Source organism: Nocardia sp. 348MFTsu5.1, from assembly GCF_000383535.1.
Lineage (GTDB): Bacteria > Actinomycetota > Actinomycetes > Mycobacteriales > Mycobacteriaceae > Williamsia > Williamsia faeni.
This window is the reverse complement of record NZ_KB911523.1, coordinates 41993-64611: the sequence shown is the minus strand read 5'-3', so window position 1 is coordinate 64611 and position 22619 is coordinate 41993. Positions and strand designations below refer to the sequence as shown.

Genomic DNA, 22619 nt, shown 5'->3' with positions numbered 1-22619 from the left:
GAGTGATGTCCAGCATGGTTAACAAGCAGTTGCCTCCCACCGTCTCCGCCCACGACCTGACCGTCGACCTACTGATCGTCGGGTCGGGTACCGGTATGGCTGCCGCGCTGGCCGGTGATGAGCTTGGATTGTCGACGCTCATCATCGAGAAGACCGCCTACGTGGGTGGTTCAACAGCGCGCTCCGGTGGCGCATTCTGGATCCCAGGTAGTTCCGTTCTGACCCAGTTCGGAGGAAAGAGATCCGATCCGCTGGTCGCTGCACGACGCTACATCCGTTCGCTCGTCGGCGATTCAGCACCGGCAGAACGTGGCGATGCATTTCTCGAGAGCGGAGCCGCAACAGTCGAAATGCTAGGTCGGACAACGCCAATGCGGTTCTTCTGGGCCAAAGGTTACTCTGACTATCACCCTGAGCAGCCCGGCGGGCGAGCAGAAGGGCGGACGTGCGAATGCCGTCCGTTTGACGCCTCGGTTCTCGGTTCCGAACGCGGCCGGCTCCGTCCCGGCGTGATGGAAGCTCCGGTACCGATGCCGGTCACCGGGGCGGACTACAAATGGATGAACCTGCTGGCAAAAATGCCGGCCAAGGCGCTGCCCCGGGTACTTCGGCGCGTTGTACAGGGCATCGGTGGCATGGCGCTGGGTCGTGAGTACGTCGCGGGTGGCCAGGCCTTGGCCGCGGGGATGTACACCGGGATTCTGGAGGCCGGCATCCCCGTCTGGACTGAGACCAGTCTTGTTCGACTGGTGCAGGATTCGACCGGACGGGTCACCGGGGCGGTGGTCAGTCAATCGGATCAAGAGTTTACTGTCTCTGTTCGCTGTGGTGTGGTCCTGGCCGCCGGTGGGTTCGATCACAACGTCGAGTGGCGGCGCAAGTATCAATCCGAGCGACTGGCCGATCATGCAAGCTTCGGCTGCGAAGGCGACACAGGCGACGCCATTGCGATCGCCCAAGATCTCGGGGCGGGACTTTCGTCGATGGACCAGTCGTGGTGGTTTCCCGCCTTCGCGGCGCTTCCAGACGCCGACCCATTGGTCATGCTCGCCGAGCGATCCCTTCCGGGCTCCCTGATCGTCGATGACAGCGGACGCCGTTTCGTCAACGAGGCGATCGACTACATGTCGTTCGGCCAAGAGGTGTTACGTCGTGAGAGTGCGGGCCTGCCGATAGGCGAGATGTGGATCGTATTCGATCAGGAGTACCGCAACAGCTACGTGATGGCGGGCGGACTCTTTCCGCGACAACCGATCCCGAAGGATTGGTATGACGCCGGCATTGCCCATCAGGCGGGTAGCGCGGACGAACTGGCGCGACTCATCGGAGTTCCTGTAGATGCCTTCGTAGAGACCTTCAACAATTTCAATACCGATGCGGAGTGCGGATCGGATGCTGAGTTCGGTCGTGGCGAGAGTGCCTACGATCGCTACTACGGGGATCCGACGGTGCAACCCAACCCCAACCTCCGCCCACTTCGGGACGGTCCTTTTTACGCCGTGAAGATGGTTCTCAGTGACCTCGGGACATGCGGTGGTGTCGTGGCCGACCGGAACGCGCGCGTCGTCCGCGAGGACGGAAGCATCATCGAAGGCCTCTACGCCATCGGCAACACCGCCGCGAACGCCTTCGGCGATACCTACCCCGGAGCGGGAGCGACCATCGGCCAGGGTCTGGTCTACGGATACATCGCAGCGCGCCATGCCGCGTCACATATGGATGCCGAGAAGGTCAATTCGTAACTTCATCACGACATGGCCCGCGACCAGTGGTCGCGGGCCATGTGCGTTCGGGTCGGCGATCGCCCGTCAATTACCTGCGAACTCGGGTTTCCGCTTCTCGCGGAATGCTGCCAGCGCTTCCCGCATGTCTGCTGTCCTGGCGGCCAGCACCTGATTGCGATTTTCGAGGGCTATGGCTGCGTCGAGCGACGGTGCATCGACGTTCTGCTGTATCACCTGCTTGGTCAAGGTCATACCGAACGGACTATTGGATGCGATCATCTCGCCGATCTCAAAGGCTTTGTCCAACAGCGAATCGGTGGACGTCACATCGGTGACCAGTCCGATCCGTAGCGCCTCGTCGGCCGCAACGAAACGCCCGGTCAACAATATTTCAGTCGCACGTGCCAATCCGACCAGCCGGGGTAATGCCCACGACGTACCCACATCCCCGCCCGAGAGCCCGACCTTCACGAACGCGGCATTGAATCGCGCGGTGTCAGATGCGATGCGGATGTCGGCTGCGAGTGCCAGTCCCATCCCCGCTCCTGCCGCGGGGCCATTCACCGCGGCGATGACAGGCGTCGACATATGACGAAATCCGGCGACGGCGACGCCCCACTGTTGCTGGCCGCGCATCATTTCCGTGGTGGTCATGTCGGGGAGCTGGGCTGCGCAGTCGAGGTCCAGGCCTGCGCAGAATCCTCGTCCGCTCCCGGTAACGACGAGCGTTCGGATGTCCTGATCGGCATCGATCTGTTGTTGCAGGGCGATGAACTCGTCGAACATCTCGAATGTGATCGCGTTCAGACGCTGTGGGCGGTTGAGTGTCGCGAGCGCGATTCCTGTTCGCGGATAACTGATTTCGATCGTCTTGAACTCTGTCATGAGGTGCTTTCGTTTGTAGGAGGGGGTCGACTGCTCGTAGTGGTAGGTGTCAGGTGAGGCGCTCGAGGATCATTGCCATGCCCTGTCCGCCACCGACGCACATGGTCTAGACACCGAAGGTCTTGTCGTAGGTCCTCAGGCTGTTGAGCAGTTGTGAACGCATCGCGGTCCCTTGATCGAAACTAGCAAATGCTTGCTTGTTGGTTCTCGTAGTGGAGCTGTAACGAATATGACTCCCGCCAGGTGGGCACCCCCCTGTGCTCATGGCCACCGCGGTGCGACCATCCAATGAATCCGAGGAGGACACAGTGAGATTCACCTTCGCTGAGGCAATGACAGATCTCAGCTTCTATGCACCGCTTGCCAAAGCCGCGGAAGCCGCCGGCTACGAGGGATTCGTCATCCCCGACTCGATCGCCTACCCCGAAGAGTCGGACTCGACTTATCCGTACACCGCCGATGGCGGGCGGGAGTTCCTCGAAGACAAGGCGTTCGTCGAGACTTTTGTAATGGCGGCGGCGCTCGGTGCGGTGACGGAGAAGATCCGGTTCATTCCGTTTGTTCTCAAACTCCCTGTGCGTCCTCCGGCTTTGGTTGCCAAGCAAGCGATGTCGGTTGCGGTACTGACCTGCAATCGTTTCGCCTTGGGGGTCGGGACCAGTCCATGGCCGGAGGACTATGACATTCTTGGTGTCGACTTCAAGCGTCGGGGCAGGAGGATGGACGAGTGCATGGACATCGTCCGTGGCCTGAGTACTGGAGAGTATTTCGAGTTCCACGGCGACTTCTACGACATACCCAAGATCAAGATGAATCCCGCGCCAACAAAGCCGATTCCCTTGTTGGTCGGCGGTCACGCCGACCAGGCGCTCGAACGTGCGGTGATCCGCGGTGACGGCTGGATGCACGGTGGTGGACCACCCGAGGAACTCGATGCGCTGCTGGACAAGATCTATGACATCCGCAAGGCTGAGGGAAAGCTCAACGACCCCTTCGAGATTCACGCTGGATCACCTGACGCCTATACTGCGGAAGGCTGTAAGAGGCTGGAAGAAAAGGGTATTACCGACGTGATCGTGGGTTTCCGTTCTCCCTACATCCGTGGCCGCGACACCGAATCGTTACAGAAGAAGGTTGACAGCCTCGAAATGTTCGCCGAGTCGGTCATCAGCAAGGTCAACCGCTGATCGCTGATTACCTGACCTCAGGCACCGGCAAAGCGTTCGCTCCCAGCCGAAAAGTGTGCCACTGCATCGTTCAAGACCGCGCCACGGGAAGTCGAGACTGCAAACCGGATGGCGTCGAAATGTGAACTGGTGCGTATCGCCAGCTCGTCGCCGGGCAGGACTGAACCTGCAAATCTGGCTGACACCTGGTCCAATGACCATGGCGCGTACGCGTTTTCGCGCGAAATGGCCAGAACAGATGCCCCCAGAGTGCATAGCCCGTGCAGGATCGGGCCGGGTTGTCCGATCTTCTCAGCGGCGACTGGATCGATGTGGATCCGGTGCATATCACCGCAAAGGCGGTAGAGCGCGGCCTGCTCCGACCAGGTTGAAACCCTGAACTCCGAGTCGTCGAAGTTTGGTTCGACAGCTCGTCCCGGCCCGCGTTCGCCACCGAAACCTCCTGCACCAGGGACAAATAGTGCCCAGGTCGCCGTGAAGTAGTTGCTACGGACCGCGATATCGAACACTGCGGCCGAGCCTTTGTCCCAAACCGCTGCGACGGAGGCTGACATCTCGATAGTGCCCGCCGATGGCAGTTCGCGTAGCACCGTCAGTGTTTGTGCGCCATGCAGTGCGATCGTGGGGTCGAATCCACCCAGCTTGCCGAGCTCGTCCGGTGCCCACTGACCCAGCGTCAGCGCAAATGTTGGCAAAACACGCAGTTGACTTTCGTCGATGAGCGCCAACTCTGACACGCGGGCGCCGACCGCCAGCGCATAGAGAATCGCGTCATTTTCGCGATAAGTGACGGCTCTGGAGCCGAGATCGATTCCAGCCCAATCGCCGGCGGATGGTTGGTCGCGATCAGGCGCGGACGTGACGTTTTGGGTCATTGGCCTTTTCCTTAGAGGTCTGATGAATTACTCTTCGTGTGCCGGGCGCAGATCACCGGTGGACCTGGCAGGATGCCCAAGCGCTTACTTGACGTCCGCTCGGCGTGATCCCATCGATTCTGATGTCCCGTTGCCTGCGATCGGCAATGTCGTACTCGCTGAGGTGTCCCATCGAGAACTCGAAAGTTGCCGATGGTGAGACGGGTTCGCTGATCCTGGTGCGGAACCGTCGAAGGTTCAGTGGTCCCATACGTTCTGCGATATAGCTCATCAGAGCTGCCGCGGCGGCTGATGTTCCCGATGGTAAGACGCCCGGAAAATCGCTGTCAGATCTGACGATGCCGTCGATCCCGATCCGTCCGAGAAGGTCTCCCTCGCGGTCGAAGAGGTTCCGAATGACGGAGACGCCCACTACCTCAGAGCTGCAATCGGAGGCCAGTACTTGATGGTCCCGCACGAAGAACTGCTGGCTGTAAACAATCTCACCTTCGGCTGGTGGAGTTCGACAGAAGTCGATGGTGTGCTGAACATACGGTTCCCACTTCGACGACGGCGATGAATTCGCATCTCGCAGATCCAGCCAGCATCGATCCTTCTCGAAGAGCGACTGGAGCCTGAAGGCGTGAGTCGTGAAGTCCCGGCTCGTGTCAAGGAAACCCGGTACCTCGAAGGAGGCGACGGGTGCCGACGTGTGTTCTGTCGAGGCATTCAACTTCGGCGCTTCGGGGGTGTATGTAAGCATTTATGCCCTCCAGGATCGTTGCGCCCAACGTAGCCGAGGGCGAGAACCACAAGCATCACCCGGTCCCGGCCAACGGGAGTCGGCAGAAATCGTTGACCCGGGATGGAGGTTTCTCCCGTTGTGCGGGAGATAGATCTGTGCGATGGCCATTGGGAGTCATAGGGTTTGGCAGTCAAGTCGTTCGAAGAAGGGTGTCCACATGTCGTCCAAAATCAACTCGTGTGTCGTTCGGTACCTGGAGGCAATCGCCTCGAGAGATAGCGCGGAAATAGCTGCGCTCTACGCGGCTGACGCGACTGTCGAAGATCCTGCCGGCGGTCCCGTACGTACGGGGATTGGCGAGATCGAGGACTTCTACAAGGCTCTTGAGTCCGTCGACGGTATCAAGGCCGAATTGATCACCGTCCGTTCGACGCAGGATACGGCGGTGTTTCACTTCACGGTGACCACCACCTTCGGCGGACAGCAGACCGTGATCGACCCGATCGACGTGATGACGTTTGATTCCGACTTGAAGATCACGAGCATGAAGGCTTACTGGTCCGAGGAGAACGTCGTTCAGGTGGACTGACTGTGGCCACTGCGTAGTCAATTCCAGCACAGTGCCTTTCGGTTGACGAGAAGAAAGCGGTCACACCAAAAGGTAAGTTGCCAGGTTGATGACCTGTATCGAGAGCGGTGTCGTCGGAAGGCATGAATCTCGAGCATGCACCACCACACCCCCTGACATCGTTCTGTGGTTCGGGGGTGTGGTGCGTCCGTCAGTTTCGCTGCTTGCTACTGAAGATGAAATCCTGAGCCTTGGGTTCACGAAGCATTGTCCAGTAATCGACTATCCGCCACGGGCAGGAAACTATGACTCGACCCGCCTTGTTGCGGTAGTAACCGGTATTGGGTCCCTCGCCGGGATGCGCCCACACAGTCTGGTCCAGCGATTCTTCAACTTGACGATTGTATGTGTCGTGGGCTTCCTGTCGAACATCCATCGAGCTGTAGTCATTTTCTACGAGATATTGGAGACACTCGATGATGTAGTGGACATGTTCCTCACTTGTAACATTGTGTCCAGCACCGTGGTTCGGGGCGGCGTTTGGTCCAGCGGTCACAAAAAGGTTCGGAAATCCCGGAACCTGTATCCCTAAGTACGCCCGGGGGTCCTCGCCATTTTTCCACAGGTCAGCCAGTTTGTTGCCGCCACGGCCGACAACGTTGATTGACGACACGTACTCCAGCCGGAATCCGGTCGCCAGAAGTATTACGTCCGCCTTTACAAACGTGCCGTCATCCAGGGTCACGCCGTCGGGATGCACTTCCACCGGTGAGGCTCGGTGCAGGGTGACGTGGTCGCGCTTGAGGGCCTCGAGATAGCCGGGATCTTTGACGATTCTCTTGGCATAGGGCCTGATCGTCGGCGTGAGTTTGGACTTGAGGTCTGGACGATCGGCGAACGTACGTTCAAGGTACTGCATGGAAGTCTGCAAGAGGAGGTCATTGGTCGGCGACGCCGAAAGGTGAGTGGCCGCCCATTCTGGATCGATCCGCGGCATCACCCAGAGGTTGTCAGAGGCGAGCCAGTAGGCCTTGAAACGGAACCACTCCTGGAAGAACGGCAGATGCCGCATCGCCCATTTCTCGCCTTCAGGTACGTGGCGAACTACTGCTTTCTCGGGAACGATCCAGTGCGGGCTACGCACCACCGCGTCAAGGGAAGCAACGGTGTCGACGATATTGGCGACGACTTGCACGGCCGTGCAACCAGTTCCGACAACCACAACGCGTTTGTCGGCCAGGTCAACGGTGGGGTCCCATTCGGCCGTATGGACGACGCGCCCGTTGAAACTGCCCAGTCCAGGGATGTCTGGGATGTTTGCTGAGTTGAGCACTCCGAGGGCGGTGATGACTGATGTGGCGGTGTGGCGTTCCACGCCACCGCGGCCGTCGCGGGTGACCACAGTCCATTTCTGGTCGGAATCGCTCCACTCAGCGGATTCGACTCGAGTGGACAATCGTATTTTTTTGTACAGGTCATATTTGTCGGCGACGCCATGTAGATAATTCAGGTACTCAGGCCCTGTGGGGTAGTACATCGACCAGTCGGGGTTGAGTTCAAACGAGTACGAGTAGTAATGGCTCGGAGTGTCCACTGCGGCACCGGGATAGATGTTGCGCGTCCAGGTGCCACCGATATCATCTCGTGACTCGAAGACTGTGTAATTGAATCCGGCCTGACCAAGTTTGATCGCGGCGTTGAGGCCGATCATTCCGGCACCGATCACGATGACATCGTGATCCGCCGGGGGCTTCTTGGTGACCGGAACGACACGCTGCCCGTTGTGAAATCCGGCTTGCTCAAGCAGCAAAGGAACAAACTCTTCGGTTACCGTGCCGGCCGCGCAGAGTGAGGCCATTCGGCAGAACAACTCAGGATCGGGTGTCCCCATCTTGGGTGTGAGGTCCTCGGTCAGCACCAACCTGGCACGCTCACGAATATCAGCGATGACGCTCTTCGGGTATTGCCCTGGTGGGGGTATATCGGCCCCGCTAGCAGCGCCGTAGTGAGTCCGTGAGGCATCGGTGCTGAGCATCTCCATGGCCACGCCGAGCTTCTCTTCGAACTCGTCGAGTAGTGCCAGGTCCCCCGTGATGTGCACCATCGACATGAGAAGAGCGCCAGGATCGGCCTGATCGATGGCCGCAGCAAGACCATTCGTAGATTCAATGCTGGTGCTGGACGACTCGGCTTCGGCGGTATTGGACAACGCGGTCATTGGGGCCTTTCCCGTCGGATGGATTCGTTGATCCCATGTGGCTGAGCTGGCAGCCATGCTGTCGGACGGACCGATTACACCCGTAGCTACTGGTGCTGCAGAAGACAGACTTCCGCCCAGTGGACAGTGCTCGACGGTGCCATGTCGATCTGAAGAGCTGGTAGCTAGTCAGCGACTGGGTGCAGGGGCTGCCGGTCGGGCTAGCCTTCGTCCCGTCGTTCGTCGGGGAGCTTGTCGGTGGGCCGCGTTATCCTGGGAACATACTTTCGAAGAGTTGGTCCGGGGGGGGTCGATGTCGGATACACCAGCAGCCGCGCCGGTTCCGGATGCGGTCAGTGCGGCCGCCGAGGTGGAGGCGGCGATCGAGCGGCTCCTGGCTGCCGATCTGTCGGTGTTGTCCGATGAGCAGAGCGCCCGGCTGGTGGAGAAGATTGAGGTCGGATCACGGAAGTTGTCGTATGCCGGGCTGACTGCCGCGGCCGGGATCGATGCCCGCCGGGCGTACGCGAAAGCCGGGTATCCCTCGACGTACGGGTTTTTGAAAGGTCAACTGCGCCTGGGTGATGGTGCTGTCAAACGCCGGATCGCGGCGATGAACAATCTCGTCTCGCGGATCACTCCGACTGGTGATGTTCTCGATCCGGTGTGTCCGGCCACGTCAGAGTTGCTGCGGCGGGGGGTGATTGATCTCGACCACATCCATGCCGTCTTGGGCACTCTCGACGAGATCCCGTCGAATATTGCGGCTGAGGAACGCGCGAGCGCGGAGCGGACGATGGCAGGATTTGCTGCCGACTACACCCCGATCCGGCTGTCTGCGCTGGGTGATCGGCTGATCGCGCATCTCAATCCGGACGGGTCGTTGACCGACGAGGGTGATCGGGTCCGCAAACGCAGCCTGCACCGTGGGCGGCAGGATAAAGATCTGATGGGCAAGATCACTGGTCGTCTCGATCCCACGACGCTGGCGTTGTTCGATGTGTTGCTGGCTATTTGGGCGGCGCCCGGTATGAACGATCCGGGCAACCCGGATTCGCCGTCGGGTGCTGCTGATGATCCGGGGATCGATGCCGAGGTGCTGCGGGCGGCGGCGCAACTCGATTCGCGCAGCCAGGACCAGCGCAACCACGATGCCCTCTCGGCGATGCTGAAGTATCTGATTTCCTCTGGTCAGCTCGGTAACACCCACAATGGTCTGCCGGCGCAGTTGATCATCACGTTGAGCAAGGCTGACCTCGAGGCCGCAGCGGGTGTGGCGCACACCGCAACAGGGGTGGACATTCCGGTCCAGGACCTTATCGATCTGGCCGCTGACTGCGATCCGAATCTGGCGGTGTTCAAAGACGGTTCCAGTGAGGTCCTCTATTACGGGCGGGCGCGCCGTGGTGCTTCGATGTGGCAGCGGATGGCGATGGTCGCTGCCCAGCGCGGTTGTACTCACCCGGGTTGTGATCAACCTGCGGCGTGGTCTCAGGCCCACCATGGGGCAAAGGATTGGGCTGATGGCGGGTTGACCGATATCGACAGTCTGGCGTGGGCGTGTGGGCCGCACAACCGGTTGGTCGGGGACGGGCCCGGTCAATGGCGAACGTTTGTTGTTCCTGATGGACCCGACGCGGGCAAGATCGCTTGGGTTCCACCGGAATACATCGACCCTGAACGCAAGCCCAGGATCAACCGGGTCCACCATCCCGATGAAGCGTTGGCGCGGGCGCGGGCGGCACTTTTGGCCGAACGCCGCGAGGCGGCCGCCGCGCGAGAACGAGAGCTCCGCGGAGAAGCACCGGGCGAGTGCGACTCCGATCCCGATCCGCCCGAGGTCGATGATCCACCGCCACACTAGGTGCCGCGAAATGATTCGCTCTGCATCGTCGCGGCTCGGGCCGTGGGGCGACGTCAGTGCGATCGGTCTGCCGGGTGACCGGACCGGAGTTGGCTACTGTCCCAAATATGCTGCGATGACACTCAAACCAGTGATGTGCCCAACCCATGCCTGCCCGTCGAGCACGTCCTCAGGTCTCCTTGTCACGCGGTGCCGCCGAGGAGCTCGAATGGGGATGGTGCTGCGAGATGTTGCGTTCGATCTCGCTGATTCGGTCTTGCCTGCGTTGTGCTTCGTGTTCGTGTTCTTCAGGCGTGATGACGCGCGCGTCTGGGCCTGGTACGACCACGGCGTCGACATCGCTGTGCGTCCAGTGGACAACATAGGGAGGTTCACCGTTGGGTGAATGGACTTCTAAAATCTGTCCGAAATGATCGGGGGTGTCGAGCACCGTACCTTTGACCACCAACCAGTCACCTACTTTTGCGTGCATGTTCTCGTCCCTTCGTCTGCGGGTAGCTGATCACCTGACGTCTGTCTCCGAGCGGTGGATTCCAGGCTGCGAGCAAGGAGTGAAATGCCCACGTCACGAAGGCGGCCGACCGCGGCAGAATCATCCGCGGACGCAACTTCATTTCCGTTCATGGCTGCCTTACACCACACTCAATGATCGTCCTCGCTCCTGGACAACCGACGCAAGAGCTACGACGAGAGCTATCGGCGGACGCACGCAACCGACTCGGCGCGGTCTTGGCACTGGACCGATCTCGCGATGGCCGTGGCCACCAACAGTGCCTCGGTTGTCGCGAGGTACTGGTACACGGGCTGTCGGGTGCCTCGGCGTCGCCACGGTGAAGTTCCACCGGATGTCGGGCCGAAACGCAGTTGAAAGATAGTCCCACACACGTCAGCGGTGTCTACGGGATCTCTTTGTCCCGGCCCGGTCTGGTCTGTGGTGCCATTGTGCTGCCAGCTGCGCGGCTCGGGCCACGGATATGGCTCTTCCGACGATGAGGTACGACGTCGAATCTACTGAGGCACCGTTGATTTGGGCTTCGTAGCCGATGCCGACGGCGAGTTGTTTGGCCCATCGGGCGGCGTCTGTGGTTGTCGTTGCTTGACGAACATCGCAGAGCACGAGGATCCGGCATGTGGATGTGGTGGACGCTGCGCTGACGGCGAGCGCGGTGAGGCGCTGTTGTTCGATTCGTTCGACCGCTCGTGCACGCAATTGGCAGAGGCCTCGACGGTTCCGAGGTAACCGTGGGTGAGCGGTGATGATGATCATCGAGCCCGCCGTGGGGTTGAGACTGTCCGCTGCGCAGGTCGGACTTCCACGAATACTGTCGGTGGTCGTGGTCGTGGTCGATGCTCGGTGGTCGAGGACTGTCGGCGACACATTGTTCTGGGCCAGTTCGCGTGTGATTTCGAAACGCAGGTCGGTCGGCCTGCCGATCACGATTACGGAACGCTCGGCCTGAGTCGGTCTCGTCGAGGTCAGGTGGTCGGCATGGGTTTTGGCTCGGGTCAACATAGCGGTGTGCATATTCTCAACTCATTCGGGACTGGAGGTGCGGATCGACTGCGATGCAGTCGGTTCCGTGTTCTTCGGACATTGCGATCAGGCACATCTCAACGTCGCTGGGCCTTCGTGGCAGGGGAGGTATCTGCGTCCCTGAGCTCAAACGCTCAGAAAGACGGCATCAGGGGTGCAAGATGCAGAGCCGGGTAGCGCTTCTCCAAGCCGGCGCGCGAGTCCTGGTCGGTGTCGGTGGTCAAGGTCACCATCCACGGCACCGACTCGACGTCTTTGGAAACCTCTGGCGGTGAGTCCAGGTCGGTCAGAACGTCCCTGGACAATCTCTGTAACCGTGCGTCGGTCAACCACCCGGTCGGATCCCGAAAGCCATAGCTCAGTTCCCAGGTGACGGGGGCGGGCAACGAACTTGCATCGTTGCGCTCGGTCCATTGGCGGGCCAGCAAGGTTGAGACGCAATGCTCGATAATGCATGATCGCTGCACATGGTCAGGGAATAAATGCCCCACAACATATGCGGTGTGCTTGAAAAAGCGTTGAAACCGCTCCGGTGACGCGCATACCCGAAAACGACTTTCCATCAGAACCGCTCGCACGGAACTCACTCCTTTATATTTACTTGGTCCCATGGACTCTAGCCCAAAAATAAATAAAAGCCAGTCCGTCCGGAAACGACGGCGACGTGCACCCTGAATCTGCTCTGACCAGCCCATTTATCTGCATGGACCGCATCGACCCTGTGTTGGTGGATCCGTCCGGTGGGCTGACCTTTCCTTTGAGGGTGGACCGGTCACGTCGTAGAAAAAAGTGCGTCGCACCCGAGCAATAAACAATTAGAAATTAATGAATGCTCTTGCTGGAAGAGCTACATACCTACAAGCGGTCGCATTAAAGTAAACTCTTTCGCGAAAATTCCGGCTCTGGCGGGGACTGTTTCTTGATCCGTGTTTCGGCCTGACACGCGATGGGCGCGAATCACCCGTCGGCGGTACCGATGACTTTCAGGTGAATCGGTCGTCCATACCTCTGGATGAAGACCGACAGACAGGAGTCCAGGGCATGACGGGACGGATTGAATCAGCCGCGGCCTCGGTTCGGGCGAACGGTGTGGATCTCGGCATCGAGAGCTTTGGCCGCGAGGACGATCCGCTGATCCTTCTGGCCGGCGGCACAACGATGTTCTCGTGGCCCGACGCGGTGTGCGAGCGGCTCGCGTCGGGCGGGCGACGCGTTGTCCGTTACGACCTGCGGGACTCCGGTGCATCGACGACCTGCGACCCGGAGAATCCGGCGTACGACCTGCGGGATCTCGTTGCCGACGCGGCCGCGCTGGTCGGGGCGCTCGGCGCCGGGACCGCCCATCTCGGTGGGGTCGGCGTCGGTGGGATGGTCGCTCAGGTTGCCGCCCTGGACCACCCGGAGGTGTTCTCGGCATTGACACTGGTCGGCACCCGGCCGGTGGCGCCGGGCCCGGTGGACGAGGATCTGCCGGACCACGATTCAGCGGTCATGGGCGCGCTGTTCGCCCACCCGATGCCGGACTGGTCCGACCGGGATGCCGTCGCGGCGTTCGCCGCTGAGGGTGCCGAGCTGCTGGGCGACGATCCGGAGGAGGTGCGGGCGACGGCGGCCCGAATCTGGGACCGGACACCGTCGAGCGATCCCGCGGTGCACCAGGCGAACCAGCTCGGGATGGTGTTCTCCCGGATCGATTGCGCCCCGCGATGGCGGGAGCGGCTCGGTGAGCTCGACGTGCCCACGCTTGTGGTGCACGGTCGCGCCGACCCGTTCTTCCCGGTCGGCAACGGCGAGGCCCTCGCCGCCGAGATCCCTGCGGCGCGACTGCTCGTCCTCGATGACATGGGTACCGCCCTGCGGCACGCCGCGGCCGACCAGGTCGCCACCGCGATGCTCGGACTCTGACCCCTCGGCTTGAGCGCAATCCCTTCTACTGCCGGCCGGTTGCCGTTACGGCGTGCTTTCGACGTCCGTTGTAGGTGGTCTCGATTCCCGGTAGGGGAGACCGGATGCCGGGCACGTACCGCAGCAGCGGCGAACCGATCAATTCATTGGGGATCGCGCCGATCCCGGGGAGTTGACACGGGATCGGCGCGAAGCTTTGGTCAGCGCAGACTGGCTTCGTGCACTGAACGATTGAACGGTGTCAGCGCCGCACCCGAGCGCAGAGTGGTCGCCAGCGCGGAGTCCGCGAGGTGCAGTCGTCCGATGGCGATGAGGTCGAACTCGCCGGAGATGATCCGCTCTTCCACGTCGCCGATGTTGTCGACCACCGGGGCGGCACCGTCTATACGACTGTCGCGCAGTGATTTTCCGAGTCCCACGCTGCCGACAGCCATCGAGTGGGCACCTGTGAGCCTTTTGGCCCAACCCGCAAGCGACAGATCACTGCCGTCGAAGGCGGGTGAATCGAAACGGCGGTTGCTGGCGTCGAACACGTCGACACCAGCATTGGCGAGCGCCCCGAGGACAATGCCGAGTTCGTCCGGGGTCTCGGCGATACGTGCTGTGTAATCCTGCTGCTTGTGCTGCGAGAACCGGTAGAAGATCGGAAGATCGTCGCCGATGGCCGCCCGGATCGCTGTGACGACCTCGACGGGGAAGCGGGTGCGGGCCAACAGGTCTCCGCCCCATGCGTCTTCGCGGGTGTTGGTGCCATGCCACACGAACGAGTCGAGTAGGTAGCCATGGCCGCCATGCAGCGCGATTCCGTCGAAGCCGGCCGCGACGGCGTGGCGCGCAGCTTGAACATAGGCGGCGATAACATCAGCGATGTCTTCTTCGGTCATCGACGCGGTCGCCTGCGTTGCGCGCGTGATGTATTCGTTCGAGTAGGACGTCGTACCGACTGGGCCCCATAGTCCGGAGGGACGCATCGGCTTGATCGCGGGGTCCACGTTGCCCATGGCGCCCCAGAGCGGTCCGACGTGCCAGAGCTGCGGGATGATCTTGCCACCGGCAGCGTGCACCTCGTCGACCACGGCGCGCCAACCGGCCAGGGCATCGTCGCCGTACAGACGCGGCACACGGGCGTTGTCCACGGCGGACGGGTGATCGATGGCAACGCCCTCGGTCACGACCAGCCCGGTGCCACCTTGTGCCCGGCGGGTGTAGTACCGGGCGACGTCCGGCCCGGGAATCCCTGCGGGCGAAGATGATCGGGTCATCGGCGACATCACGATCCGGTTCGCGAGTTCGAGGGAACGGATTGTCAGCGGCTCGAAGATCGCGGAGTGATGGTCGTTCATGTATTCACAGTGCTTTCATGAAACGGAAGAATCCGGGTGATGAATCGACCCTCAATCGGGTGAGTTTGCGATAGCTGATCAGCCAGCGTCCGTCTTCCTTGCGGTATTCCTCGTGATAATGCCCGTACCCGTGAAGGTGAAGTTCCGCATCACCGTCTCGCCACCACAGCATGTCTTCCATCGCCCAGATGCCCCGCGCGGTGGTGTCGGAGGTCAGTTCGATCTCCGGGGTGTGCCCGTGATGGGCAGTCGTGACGCAGACGGGTCCGTCGAGGAGTGCCCGGATCGTCTCGGCCAGCTTCTCCTTACCGACGACCCGGTTCGCGGTGTCGCCCGTCCGGGGTTGCTTGTCTTCGGGTAGTCCACCCCATGTTTCGCTCACCACGTCGTCGGTGTGGAGCGGGGCGTACTCGTGCCACTGTTTCGTGTCCATACAGCGGAGCCGCGCCGCGAAGACGCGCTTGATCTCCTCGATGGCCAGAACAGCGTCGGCGGCCGACAGTGAGTGTGGGGGAGGAGCCTGCGACATGGCGGTCTCGACCTCAGACGCTCGCCGGCTCGGTCGCCAATGCAGCCTTCTCCAGCGCGGCGACGTCGTAGGCGGCATACGTCTCGTATTGTCCTCGGCCGGAAAAGTACGGCGTGAGTTGATCATCGAGTTCTTCCACGGAGAACGCCGACCCCGCCGCGTCGAAACGGTTCTCCACCTTGGGAGCTGCCATCAAGGCGACCATCTTGCCGTACACGACGAACACCTGTCCGTTGATCTCGTCGGATGCCGGAGACGCGAGGTACCGGACCAGCGTAGCGACGCGTTCGGGGGCAAGTGGATCGAGCTCGGCGGTGCCGGTGTTTTCACCGAAGGCATCAGCGGTCATCGCGGTACGTGCCCGCGGGCAGATGGCATTGGCGCGGATTCCGTAGCGGGACAGCCCTTGTGCCGTGGAAAGTGTCAGCGCGGTGATGCCGGCCTTGGCGGCCGAGTAGTTGGGTTGACCGGCCGCACCGAACAGGAATGCCTCCGACGAGGTGTTGATGACACGTCCGAACACCGGGCCACCGGCAGCCTTGCCGGCCGCACGCCAGTGGACGGCCGCCGCACGCGAGGTGGCGGCGTGTCCTTTGAGGTGCACGCGGATCACGTCGTCCCAGTCGGATTCGGACAAATTGAAGATCATCTTGTCGCGGACGATGCCGGCGTTGTTGACCAGGATGTCGAACGATCCGAACGCGGTGACCGCCTGGTCCACGAGACGCTCACCGAGCGACCAGTCGGAGACATCCCCGGTCAGTGCGACTGCGCGGCCTCCGGCGGCCGTGATCTCTTCTGCCACGACGTGTGCGTTCTCGCCCATGTCATTGACGACAACAGCGGCACCGGCCTCGGCGAGCGCGAGAGCTTCTGCACGCCCGAGACCAGCGCCCGCTCCGGTGACGACCGCGGTGCGGCCGGACAGGTCGAGTGTTTCCACCATGTTGAACTCCTCTTCGGATTACTTCCGTAAAAACTGGTATTGATTCTAGTTTCTGCTCTGGAGGAGGTTTGGGCGCATGGAGTCTTGCTCAGCGGGATCGATGGCATCCGCCACTTCGGGTCGGCACCTGTGCGGAGGATCAGATCCTCAGAGGCCCGCGGCCAGGAGATCGCGGGCCTCGGCGCGACCGTCGAGAACGCGACTGGTCCGCACTGTCACCTTCCACTGGCCGTCGATTTTTTCCAGGTTCCATCGGGTTGCCGTGACCCGGTGGACCTTGAACGAGTCGCCGTCCCGAATGATCAACTGTGACTTGCACGTCGAGACCGCTGTAGTGCCGTCGACACGCGTGTGCCCCGGTTCCAGGACGTGTCCACAACCACCCTCGATCCAGGACTGGTGGGCCTGTGATCGGACCATTGCCGTGATCTCGGCGTGCCCACGCATGACGCCGGTGTCGACGTCGTAGACGCCGTCCTCGGTCCACAGGCGGGCGACGGCCTCGGCGGATCCGCTGTCGATGGCGGGCCCGTAGGCGGTCATCAGTTCTGTGATGGCGAGTTTGTCCTCCAGCAAAGCGACCCGTTGGGCCAGGGATTGGACCAGGGCTTCTGTGTCGGGTGTCAGGTCGTTCATGTCGTCACATCCTTCTCGTGAGTGAACAGCTGAATCCAGGGGACTTCGTCCCGTGGAGGTTGTGTGCCCTCTTCCCGCTCAGCGGGACCGGTGCTACCATAATAGGAATTCATTTCAGTTTTGTTCCTGGGCGCGAGCGTGACCAGGTTGTTTGGAGGCTCCATGACTGTCGTTGATTCTGGTTCCACAGCTCCGGTGGGAGCTTCGCGGCGAGACCTGCCGCCGTCGATGGTGGAGCGCATGACGCTCATCCTTGACGCGTTTGACGGCCCGAAGACTCGACTGACACTCGAGGAGGTCGCCGGTCGTACGCAGCTGCCGCGTTCCACGGTCCACCGCATCCTGGATCAGCTGGTTCGTTTGAACTGGGCGGAACACGCCTCGTTCGGCTACGGCCTGGGACGGCGGGCGATCGGACTCGGCGGTGGCGACGGTGGTCACGCCCAGATTCGGGAAGCGACTGCACCTCTGCTGCACGAGCTGCACATGCAAACCGGAATGGTGGTGCACCTGTCTGTGCTCGACGGGAGCGAGAGTGTCTACCTGGACAAGGTCGGTGGACGTTTTGCCTCGCGGCTGCCCTCACGGGTCGGTGGCCGTGCTCCGGCCTACTCCACCGCCGGTGGCAAAGCGATGCTGGCCTGGATGGATCCGGAGAAGGTCGATTCGCTCTACCCGCACCGCTTGAATCAGGTCACCGAGTCCACCATCACCGATCTGCCGACGTTGCATCAGGAACTCAATCGCATTCGCCAGCGCAATGGGCTCGCGCTCGAACACGGAGAGTCGGTGCGGGACGTCTCTTGTGTCGGAGTCGCGGTCCGCAGTTTCGACGGTCCCGTTGCCGCAATCTCGCTGTGCGGTGATTCTCGTACCTCACAGCTCAAAAGGGTTGCGCCACTGGTCGTTCACGCTGCCCGGGAAGCGACGAGGACGCTTTACCCAGAAGCCGAGACCCCGCGGCGAAGTCGCAAAACCGTGGCCGTGCCGGAGAAGACCTGGTCCTCCGAGGCGCTCGACCGGCTGTTGGCCGTCGAGTCGGGGCAATGGGTGTAATGCCCCAGGGTCTCGGAGCCGGCGAGAGCTATGTACGGAGCGGTGTCGAGGGCGCCTCGATTCCGAACTTGCCCCGGAAGAAGATCAGGGGACGCTCTTCGGTCACCGACTCGAGTTCGAGGACCCGGCCGATCACCACGTCGTGATCGCCGGCGGGGTGCACATCGTGGACCTCGGCGTGCACCCGCATCAGCACGTCGGGCAGAGATGGTGTCGTCCACTTGGACATGTCCCACTCGAGTCCGTCGAACTTGAGGCCGGCGCTTCCCCCGAATCGTGCGCACAAGTCGGTCTGATCCTCGTGCAACACATTGATACTGAACCTCCCGGTGCCGCGGATTCGTGGCCAGGACCGACCACGATGGTCGGCGCAGAAGAGGATCAGCGGCGGTTCGAGCGACACCGATGCGAACGACTGGCACGCGAATCCGATCGGTCCCGCGTCGTCCATGCCCGTCACCACGGTCACACCACTTGCGAACTGGCCCATAGCTCTGCGCATCTCGGCCTGTGACATCGTTTCGATCGACATCAGATCCACCTCCGATTCCGTTCTGTGGTCAAGGATTCGACTCCAATGACGCTGCGAGCGTATGGCGAGGCCGCAGCACGCCCCGAGGTGGTCTCGCTGAGTGGAAGATGTCGATATCGGTCAGTTCGCAGGCACTCTCGATCTCGCTCAACGGGACGATCGCTGTGAGCGGCGTTACGTGCTGGCAACCTCTCCCGCATGACCACAGACGTGAGCTACGAGCGCACCCAAAGGGAATTGGAGACGAGTCTCGGGGTACTGCGGTATCACGAGGCCGGAGAAGGTCCTCCGCTGTTGCTGCTCCACGGATCTGGTCCGGGTGTCACGGGATGGCGCAACTACCGCGGTGTGCTCGCCGATCTCGCTGCGCATTTCCGTTGCCTGGTACTCGAATTCCCGGGCTTCGGTGTCAGTGACCCGGCCGAGGGACATCCGATGGTGATGGCGCAGTCGGCAGTTGGTCACTTTCTCGATGGTCTCGGGCTCGGTGCGGTCGACATGATCGGCAACTCGATGGGTGGCATCATCGCCACCAAGGTCGCGATCGATGAACCCGAGCGCGTCGGCAAACTCGTCACGATCGGCGGAATGGGAAAGAGCATTTTCTCATCGGGCCCCAGCGAGGGCATCAAACTTCTGATGGAGTTCACCGACGACCCCACACGAGAGCGTCTGATCCGGTGGCTGCTGTCAATGGTCCATGACCAGGCCCTGGTGACACCGGAGCTGATCGAAGAACGCTGGGCTCTCGCAACCGAACCGACCACACTCGAAATCGCTCGACGGATGTACAGCAGTAAGGCATTTGCAGCGAGCATGGCTGCCGCTGCCGCATCCGACGTGCCGCCGTACTGGGCCCGGCTGGGCAAGATCACCGCGCCGACATTGCTCACCTGGGGTCGGGACGATCGGGTCAGCCCGGTCGACATGGCGGTGCTGCCGATGCGCGACATTCCGAACGCAGAACTTCACGTATTCCCCAAGTGCGGGCACTGGACGATGATCGAGGCCCGTGAGGCCTGGCTCTGTGCAGTGCTGGCATTTCTCACCCGTACAGACAGGACCCAACGATGACGGACAACCGGATGACGGACAACCGGATGACGGACAACCGGATGACGGACAACCGCAACACAGCAGGCGATTTCGACCATGTGGTCGACTTTCTCATCGTCGGCAGCGGGGGCGGAGGTATGGCTGCCGGCATCACAGCGGCGCACCACGAACTCGACACCCTCATCATCGACAAGGGTGCCACCTATGGTGGTTCCACAGCGATCTCCGGTGGTGGGATCTGGATCCCCAATGCGCCGACCTTGCGCGCGAAAGGTGTTGTCGACAGCCGCAGTTCAGTTCGCAGGTATCTCGACATCATCACCGAGGGCAAAGTGCCCGCGGACCGTCTCGACGCCTACGTCGACAACGGCCCCGAGCTGATGGAACTGCTCGACAAGAGCCCACACATGAAGATGTACTGGGTCAAGGGCTACTCCGACTACCATCCCGAGCTCGAAGGTGGGCGCCCGCTGGGACGTACCATCGAGTGCAAGCCGTTCGACACCCGGGCGCTGAAAGAGGACGAGAAGCACCAGCGCCCCAACAGCATGAAGGGTCCGCTGGGCCTGTGGGTGACCTCGAAGGACTATCACGATCTGGCCATGGTCAAGCGCACCTGGAAGGGACGCAAGGCATCGCTGGTCGCCGCTTGGCGCGTCTCGTCCAACGTGATCCGTCGTCGGCATATGGCAACCGGTGGCCGCGCGTTGGTCGCCCGGATGCGGATGGTGCTCAAGGACGCCGGTGTCCCGTTGTGGCTCAAGACCTCCATGACCGACCTGATCACCGACGACCGCGGCACTGTCATCGGTGTGGTGGCCGAGCGTGACGGCAAGACCGTTCGCATCGGGGCCCGCAAAGGTGTGCTGCTGGCGACCGGTGGGTTCGATCACAACAAGGAGATGCGCGCGAAATATCTTCCGGAGAAGGGTGTTCCGGACATCAGTGCAGGTGCCAGGGAGAACGTGGGGGATGGCATCGTTGCCGGCCAGCGTCTCGGTGCTGCCGTCGACCTGATGGATGATGCCTGGTGGATGCCGTCGGTCTTCCACCCCATGGGAGCGGTCATCCCGCTGGTGTCCGAGCGCTGCATCCCCGCGTCGGTCATCGTCAACAGTGCGGGTCGCCGATTCACCAATGAATCGGCACCGTACGTGAACTTCGTCCACGATCAGCTCGAAGGTGGCCACGTGCCGGCCTGGTTCATCATGGACACCAAGGCCAAGAACCGGTACCCGTTTGCACAGGTTCTCCCGAATGTTCCGTTCCCCCAGGGCTTCTATGACTCCGGTGTTGTGCACAAGGCCGATACACTGGCGGAACTGGCTCAGGCAGTGGGGATTCCGGCGAAGGAATTGGCGAAGACCATCGAACGGTTCAACGGCTTCGCGCGCACGGGCAAGGACGAAGACTTCGGCCGCGGTGACAGCGCGTACGACCGGTACTACGGCGATCCGACGATGAAGAACCCGAACCTCGACGAGATCGTGAAGGGTCCATTCTATGCAATTCGTTGTGAAGCAGGAGATTTGGGTACCAAGGGCGGTCTGGTCTGTGACGCGGACAGCCGGGTGCTCAGGGAAGACGGCACTGCCATCGCAGGTCTGTATGCCACCGGCAACACGTCCGCGTCTGTGATGGGTAACGAGTATGCCGGCGCCGGAGCGACCATCGGTCCATCGATGGTGTTCGGATACATCGCAGCCCAGCACGTGGCGGAGGTAGAACAGCACACCGCCGCAGACGTGGCAGCCGGCTGAATGGTCCCGAGAATGCACCGCGTCGACAACGCCGCCACCTTCACAACCCCTGCCTAGGCGTCTGCCGGGTATCAATCAAGAAAGCAGAGAAGATCATGGGCCAGGTACTGGACAACATCTTGCAGTTCGCAGACGAGATCCGCGCAGAGGGTGTCGAGGGTGACAAGCTGATGCAGCTCTCGGACACCTCCGCGAAGCGCCTGCGGGACTCCGGCGTCATCCGAATGCTGCAACCGAAGGAGTACGGCGGGTTCGAGTCACACCCTCGTGAGTTCGCCGAAACCGCAATGGGTATCGGCGCCATCGACGGTGCGGCCGGCTGGGTGAGCGGTATCGTCGGCGTTCATCCCTGGGAGCTCGCCTTCTTCGATCGCAAAGCGCAGGACGAGGTCTGGGGTGAGGATCCCGACACGTGGATGGCCTCGCCTTATGCGCCGATGGGTGTGGCAAAGCCGGTCGACGGTGGCTACATCCTCAACGGACGCTGGTCATTTTCCTCGGGAACGGATCACTGCGGGTGGGTAATGATCGGAGCCACGGTCGGAGACCGGGACGGCAAGCCCTTGATGCCGCCACAGCATCTGCACGTCCTGTTGCCGCGCTCCGACTACGACATCGACCAGGAGAGCTGGAATGTGGTCGGGCTGCGCGGAACCGGCAGCAAAGATCTGATCGTCAAAGATGCGTACATCCCCACCTACCGCACGTTGTCGGCCAAGAAGGTCTTCGACGGATCGGCACCCAAGGAGTTCGGGCGCACCCAGTCGCTGTACAACTTCCCGTTCTCGTGCATCTTCCCACTCGGAATCACATCGTCGCTGATCGGGATCGCCGAAGGTGCGCTGGCATGCCACATCAATGCGCAGCGTGATCGAGTCACAGTGTCGGGCACCGCGATCAAAGAAGATCCCTATGTCCTGTTCGCCATCGGTGACGCGGCGGCCGAGATCGCGGCGTCGCGCGCTGCGATCCTCGAAACGGTCGACCGTTTCTGGGACATGACAGAGAAGGGACAAGAGGTCTCGTTCGAACTGCGTGCCATCGGACGCCGGACACAGGCCGCAGCCGCCTGGCGGGCAGTGCGGGCAGTCGACGAGATCTTTGCACGCTCGGGAGGCGGAGCGTTGCAGCTCAGTACCCCGATGCAGCGTTTCTGGCGCGATGCCCACGCCGGTCTGGCGCACGCCATCCACGTGCCGGGTTCGATTTTCCATGCCTCGGCGCTCACCCAGATGGGCGGCGAACCGCAAGGTGCCCACCGCTCGATGATCTAGTTCCGGTTCCACGAAAGGTTTTTC

The 22619-nt window shown here is 61.6% G+C and carries 19 protein-coding genes; 9 read left to right on the top strand and 10 right to left on the bottom strand.

The genetic code is table 11. From position 1 onward, the window contains the following. Positions 1-14: 14 nt before the first annotated feature. Positions 15-1742 carry a 3-ketosteroid-delta-1-dehydrogenase gene (locus H290_RS0123040; RefSeq protein WP_028463583.1) on the top strand — a complete coding sequence of 576 codons (1728 nt, stop codon included), beginning with the start codon at positions 15-17 and terminating at the stop codon, positions 1740-1742. A gap of 66 nt (positions 1743-1808) precedes the next feature. Here H290_RS0123040 and H290_RS0123035 read toward each other — a convergent pair whose 3' ends face one another. Then, entirely contained in the window at positions 1809-2609 is an 801-nt protein-coding gene (locus tag H290_RS0123035) for an enoyl-CoA hydratase/isomerase family protein (RefSeq protein ID WP_020109205.1), read from the bottom strand. A gap of 308 nt (positions 2610-2917) precedes the next feature. Between H290_RS0123035 and H290_RS0123030 the strand changes: the two genes are divergently transcribed. After that, entirely contained in the window at positions 2918-3796 is an 879-nt protein-coding gene (locus H290_RS0123030) for a TIGR03619 family F420-dependent LLM class oxidoreductase (RefSeq protein ID WP_028463582.1), read from the top strand. A 17-nt stretch (positions 3797-3813) separates the two neighbouring features. Here H290_RS0123030 and H290_RS0123025 read toward each other — a convergent pair whose 3' ends face one another. Next, positions 3814-4671 (bottom strand): MaoC/PaaZ C-terminal domain-containing protein, encoded by an 858-nt coding sequence (locus H290_RS0123025; RefSeq protein WP_020109203.1) that lies wholly within the window; start codon positions 4669-4671, stop codon positions 3814-3816. A 941-nt stretch (positions 4672-5612) separates the two neighbouring features. Between H290_RS0123025 and H290_RS0123015 the strand changes: the two genes are divergently transcribed. Further along, positions 5613-5984, top strand: a complete 372-nt coding sequence (locus H290_RS0123015) for a nuclear transport factor 2 family protein (protein WP_020109201.1) — start codon at positions 5613-5615, stop codon at positions 5982-5984. A 190-nt stretch (positions 5985-6174) separates the two neighbouring features. On the opposite strand, the gene H290_RS0123010 is transcribed toward H290_RS0123015, so the two are convergent. After that, a complete protein-coding gene (locus tag H290_RS0123010) occupies positions 6175-8181 on the bottom strand; it encodes an NAD(P)/FAD-dependent oxidoreductase (protein ID WP_020109200.1) in 2007 nt (668 codons plus the stop codon). Between the two features lie 292 nt (positions 8182-8473). Between H290_RS0123010 and H290_RS29525 the strand changes: the two genes are divergently transcribed. Further along, positions 8474-10024: an HNH endonuclease signature motif containing protein gene (locus H290_RS29525; protein ID WP_020109199.1), complete on the top strand. Its 1551-nt coding sequence runs from the start codon at positions 8474-8476 to the stop codon at positions 10022-10024. Positions 10025-10193: 169 nt separating this feature from the next. On the opposite strand, the gene H290_RS30910 is transcribed toward H290_RS29525, so the two are convergent. Continuing rightward, positions 10194-10496 carry a DUF1918 domain-containing protein gene (locus H290_RS30910; protein ID WP_081631691.1) on the bottom strand — a complete coding sequence of 101 codons (303 nt, stop codon included), beginning with the start codon at positions 10494-10496 and terminating at the stop codon, positions 10194-10196. A gap of 1196 nt (positions 10497-11692) precedes the next feature. Beyond that, positions 11693-12136 (bottom strand): hypothetical protein, encoded by a 444-nt coding sequence (locus H290_RS0122990; protein ID WP_028463581.1) that lies wholly within the window; start codon positions 12134-12136, stop codon positions 11693-11695. A 463-nt stretch (positions 12137-12599) separates the two neighbouring features. On the opposite strand from H290_RS0122990, the gene H290_RS0122985 reads away from it, so the two are divergent. Further along, entirely contained in the window at positions 12600-13463 is an 864-nt protein-coding gene (locus H290_RS0122985) for an alpha/beta fold hydrolase (protein WP_020109195.1), read from the top strand. Between the two features lie 200 nt (positions 13464-13663). Here H290_RS0122985 and H290_RS0122980 read toward each other — a convergent pair whose 3' ends face one another. The 4 genes from H290_RS0122980 to H290_RS0122965 form a co-directional block, all read right to left on the bottom strand. Continuing rightward, the gene (locus H290_RS0122980) at positions 13664-14806 is read right to left on the bottom strand and encodes an NADH:flavin oxidoreductase (RefSeq protein ID WP_020109194.1); all 1143 of its coding nucleotides are present in this window, start codon (positions 14804-14806) and stop codon (positions 13664-13666) included. 4 nt (positions 14807-14810) lie between these two features. Continuing rightward, entirely contained in the window at positions 14811-15335 is a 525-nt protein-coding gene (locus H290_RS0122975; protein WP_020109193.1) for a nuclear transport factor 2 family protein, read from the bottom strand. A gap of 13 nt (positions 15336-15348) precedes the next feature. After that, positions 15349-16281 (bottom strand): 3-oxoacyl-ACP reductase, encoded by a 933-nt coding sequence (locus H290_RS0122970; protein WP_020109192.1) that lies wholly within the window; start codon positions 16279-16281, stop codon positions 15349-15351. Positions 16282-16428: 147 nt separating this feature from the next. Next, positions 16429-16917 (bottom strand): nuclear transport factor 2 family protein, encoded by a 489-nt coding sequence (locus H290_RS0122965; protein WP_020109191.1) that lies wholly within the window; start codon positions 16915-16917, stop codon positions 16429-16431. A 162-nt stretch (positions 16918-17079) separates the two neighbouring features. Here H290_RS0122965 and H290_RS0122960 point away from each other — a divergent pair, with 162 nt between their 5' ends. Continuing rightward, positions 17080-17973, top strand: coding sequence for an IclR family transcriptional regulator (locus tag H290_RS0122960; protein ID WP_028463580.1), 894 nt, complete (start codon positions 17080-17082; stop codon positions 17971-17973). Positions 17974-18001: 28 nt separating this feature from the next. On the opposite strand, the gene H290_RS0122955 is transcribed toward H290_RS0122960, so the two are convergent. Continuing rightward, a complete protein-coding gene (locus H290_RS0122955) occupies positions 18002-18505 on the bottom strand; it encodes a flavin reductase family protein (protein ID WP_028463579.1) in 504 nt (167 codons plus the stop codon). Between the two features lie 198 nt (positions 18506-18703). Between H290_RS0122955 and H290_RS0122950 the strand changes: the two genes are divergently transcribed. The 3 genes from H290_RS0122950 to H290_RS0122940 all read left to right on the top strand — a co-directional run bounded on the left by H290_RS0122950 (position 18704) and on the right by H290_RS0122940 (position 22595). After that, a complete protein-coding gene (locus tag H290_RS0122950) occupies positions 18704-19579 on the top strand; it encodes an alpha/beta fold hydrolase (protein ID WP_020109188.1) in 876 nt (291 codons plus the stop codon). A gap of 41 nt (positions 19580-19620) precedes the next feature. Then, positions 19621-21321, top strand: coding sequence for an FAD-binding protein (locus H290_RS0122945; protein WP_028463578.1), 1701 nt, complete (start codon positions 19621-19623; stop codon positions 21319-21321). Positions 21322-21416: 95 nt separating this feature from the next. Then, complete coding sequence (locus H290_RS0122940; RefSeq protein ID WP_020109186.1) at positions 21417-22595, top strand: acyl-CoA dehydrogenase family protein; 1179 nt, start codon at positions 21417-21419, stop codon at positions 22593-22595. Positions 22596-22619 lie beyond the last annotated feature (24 nt).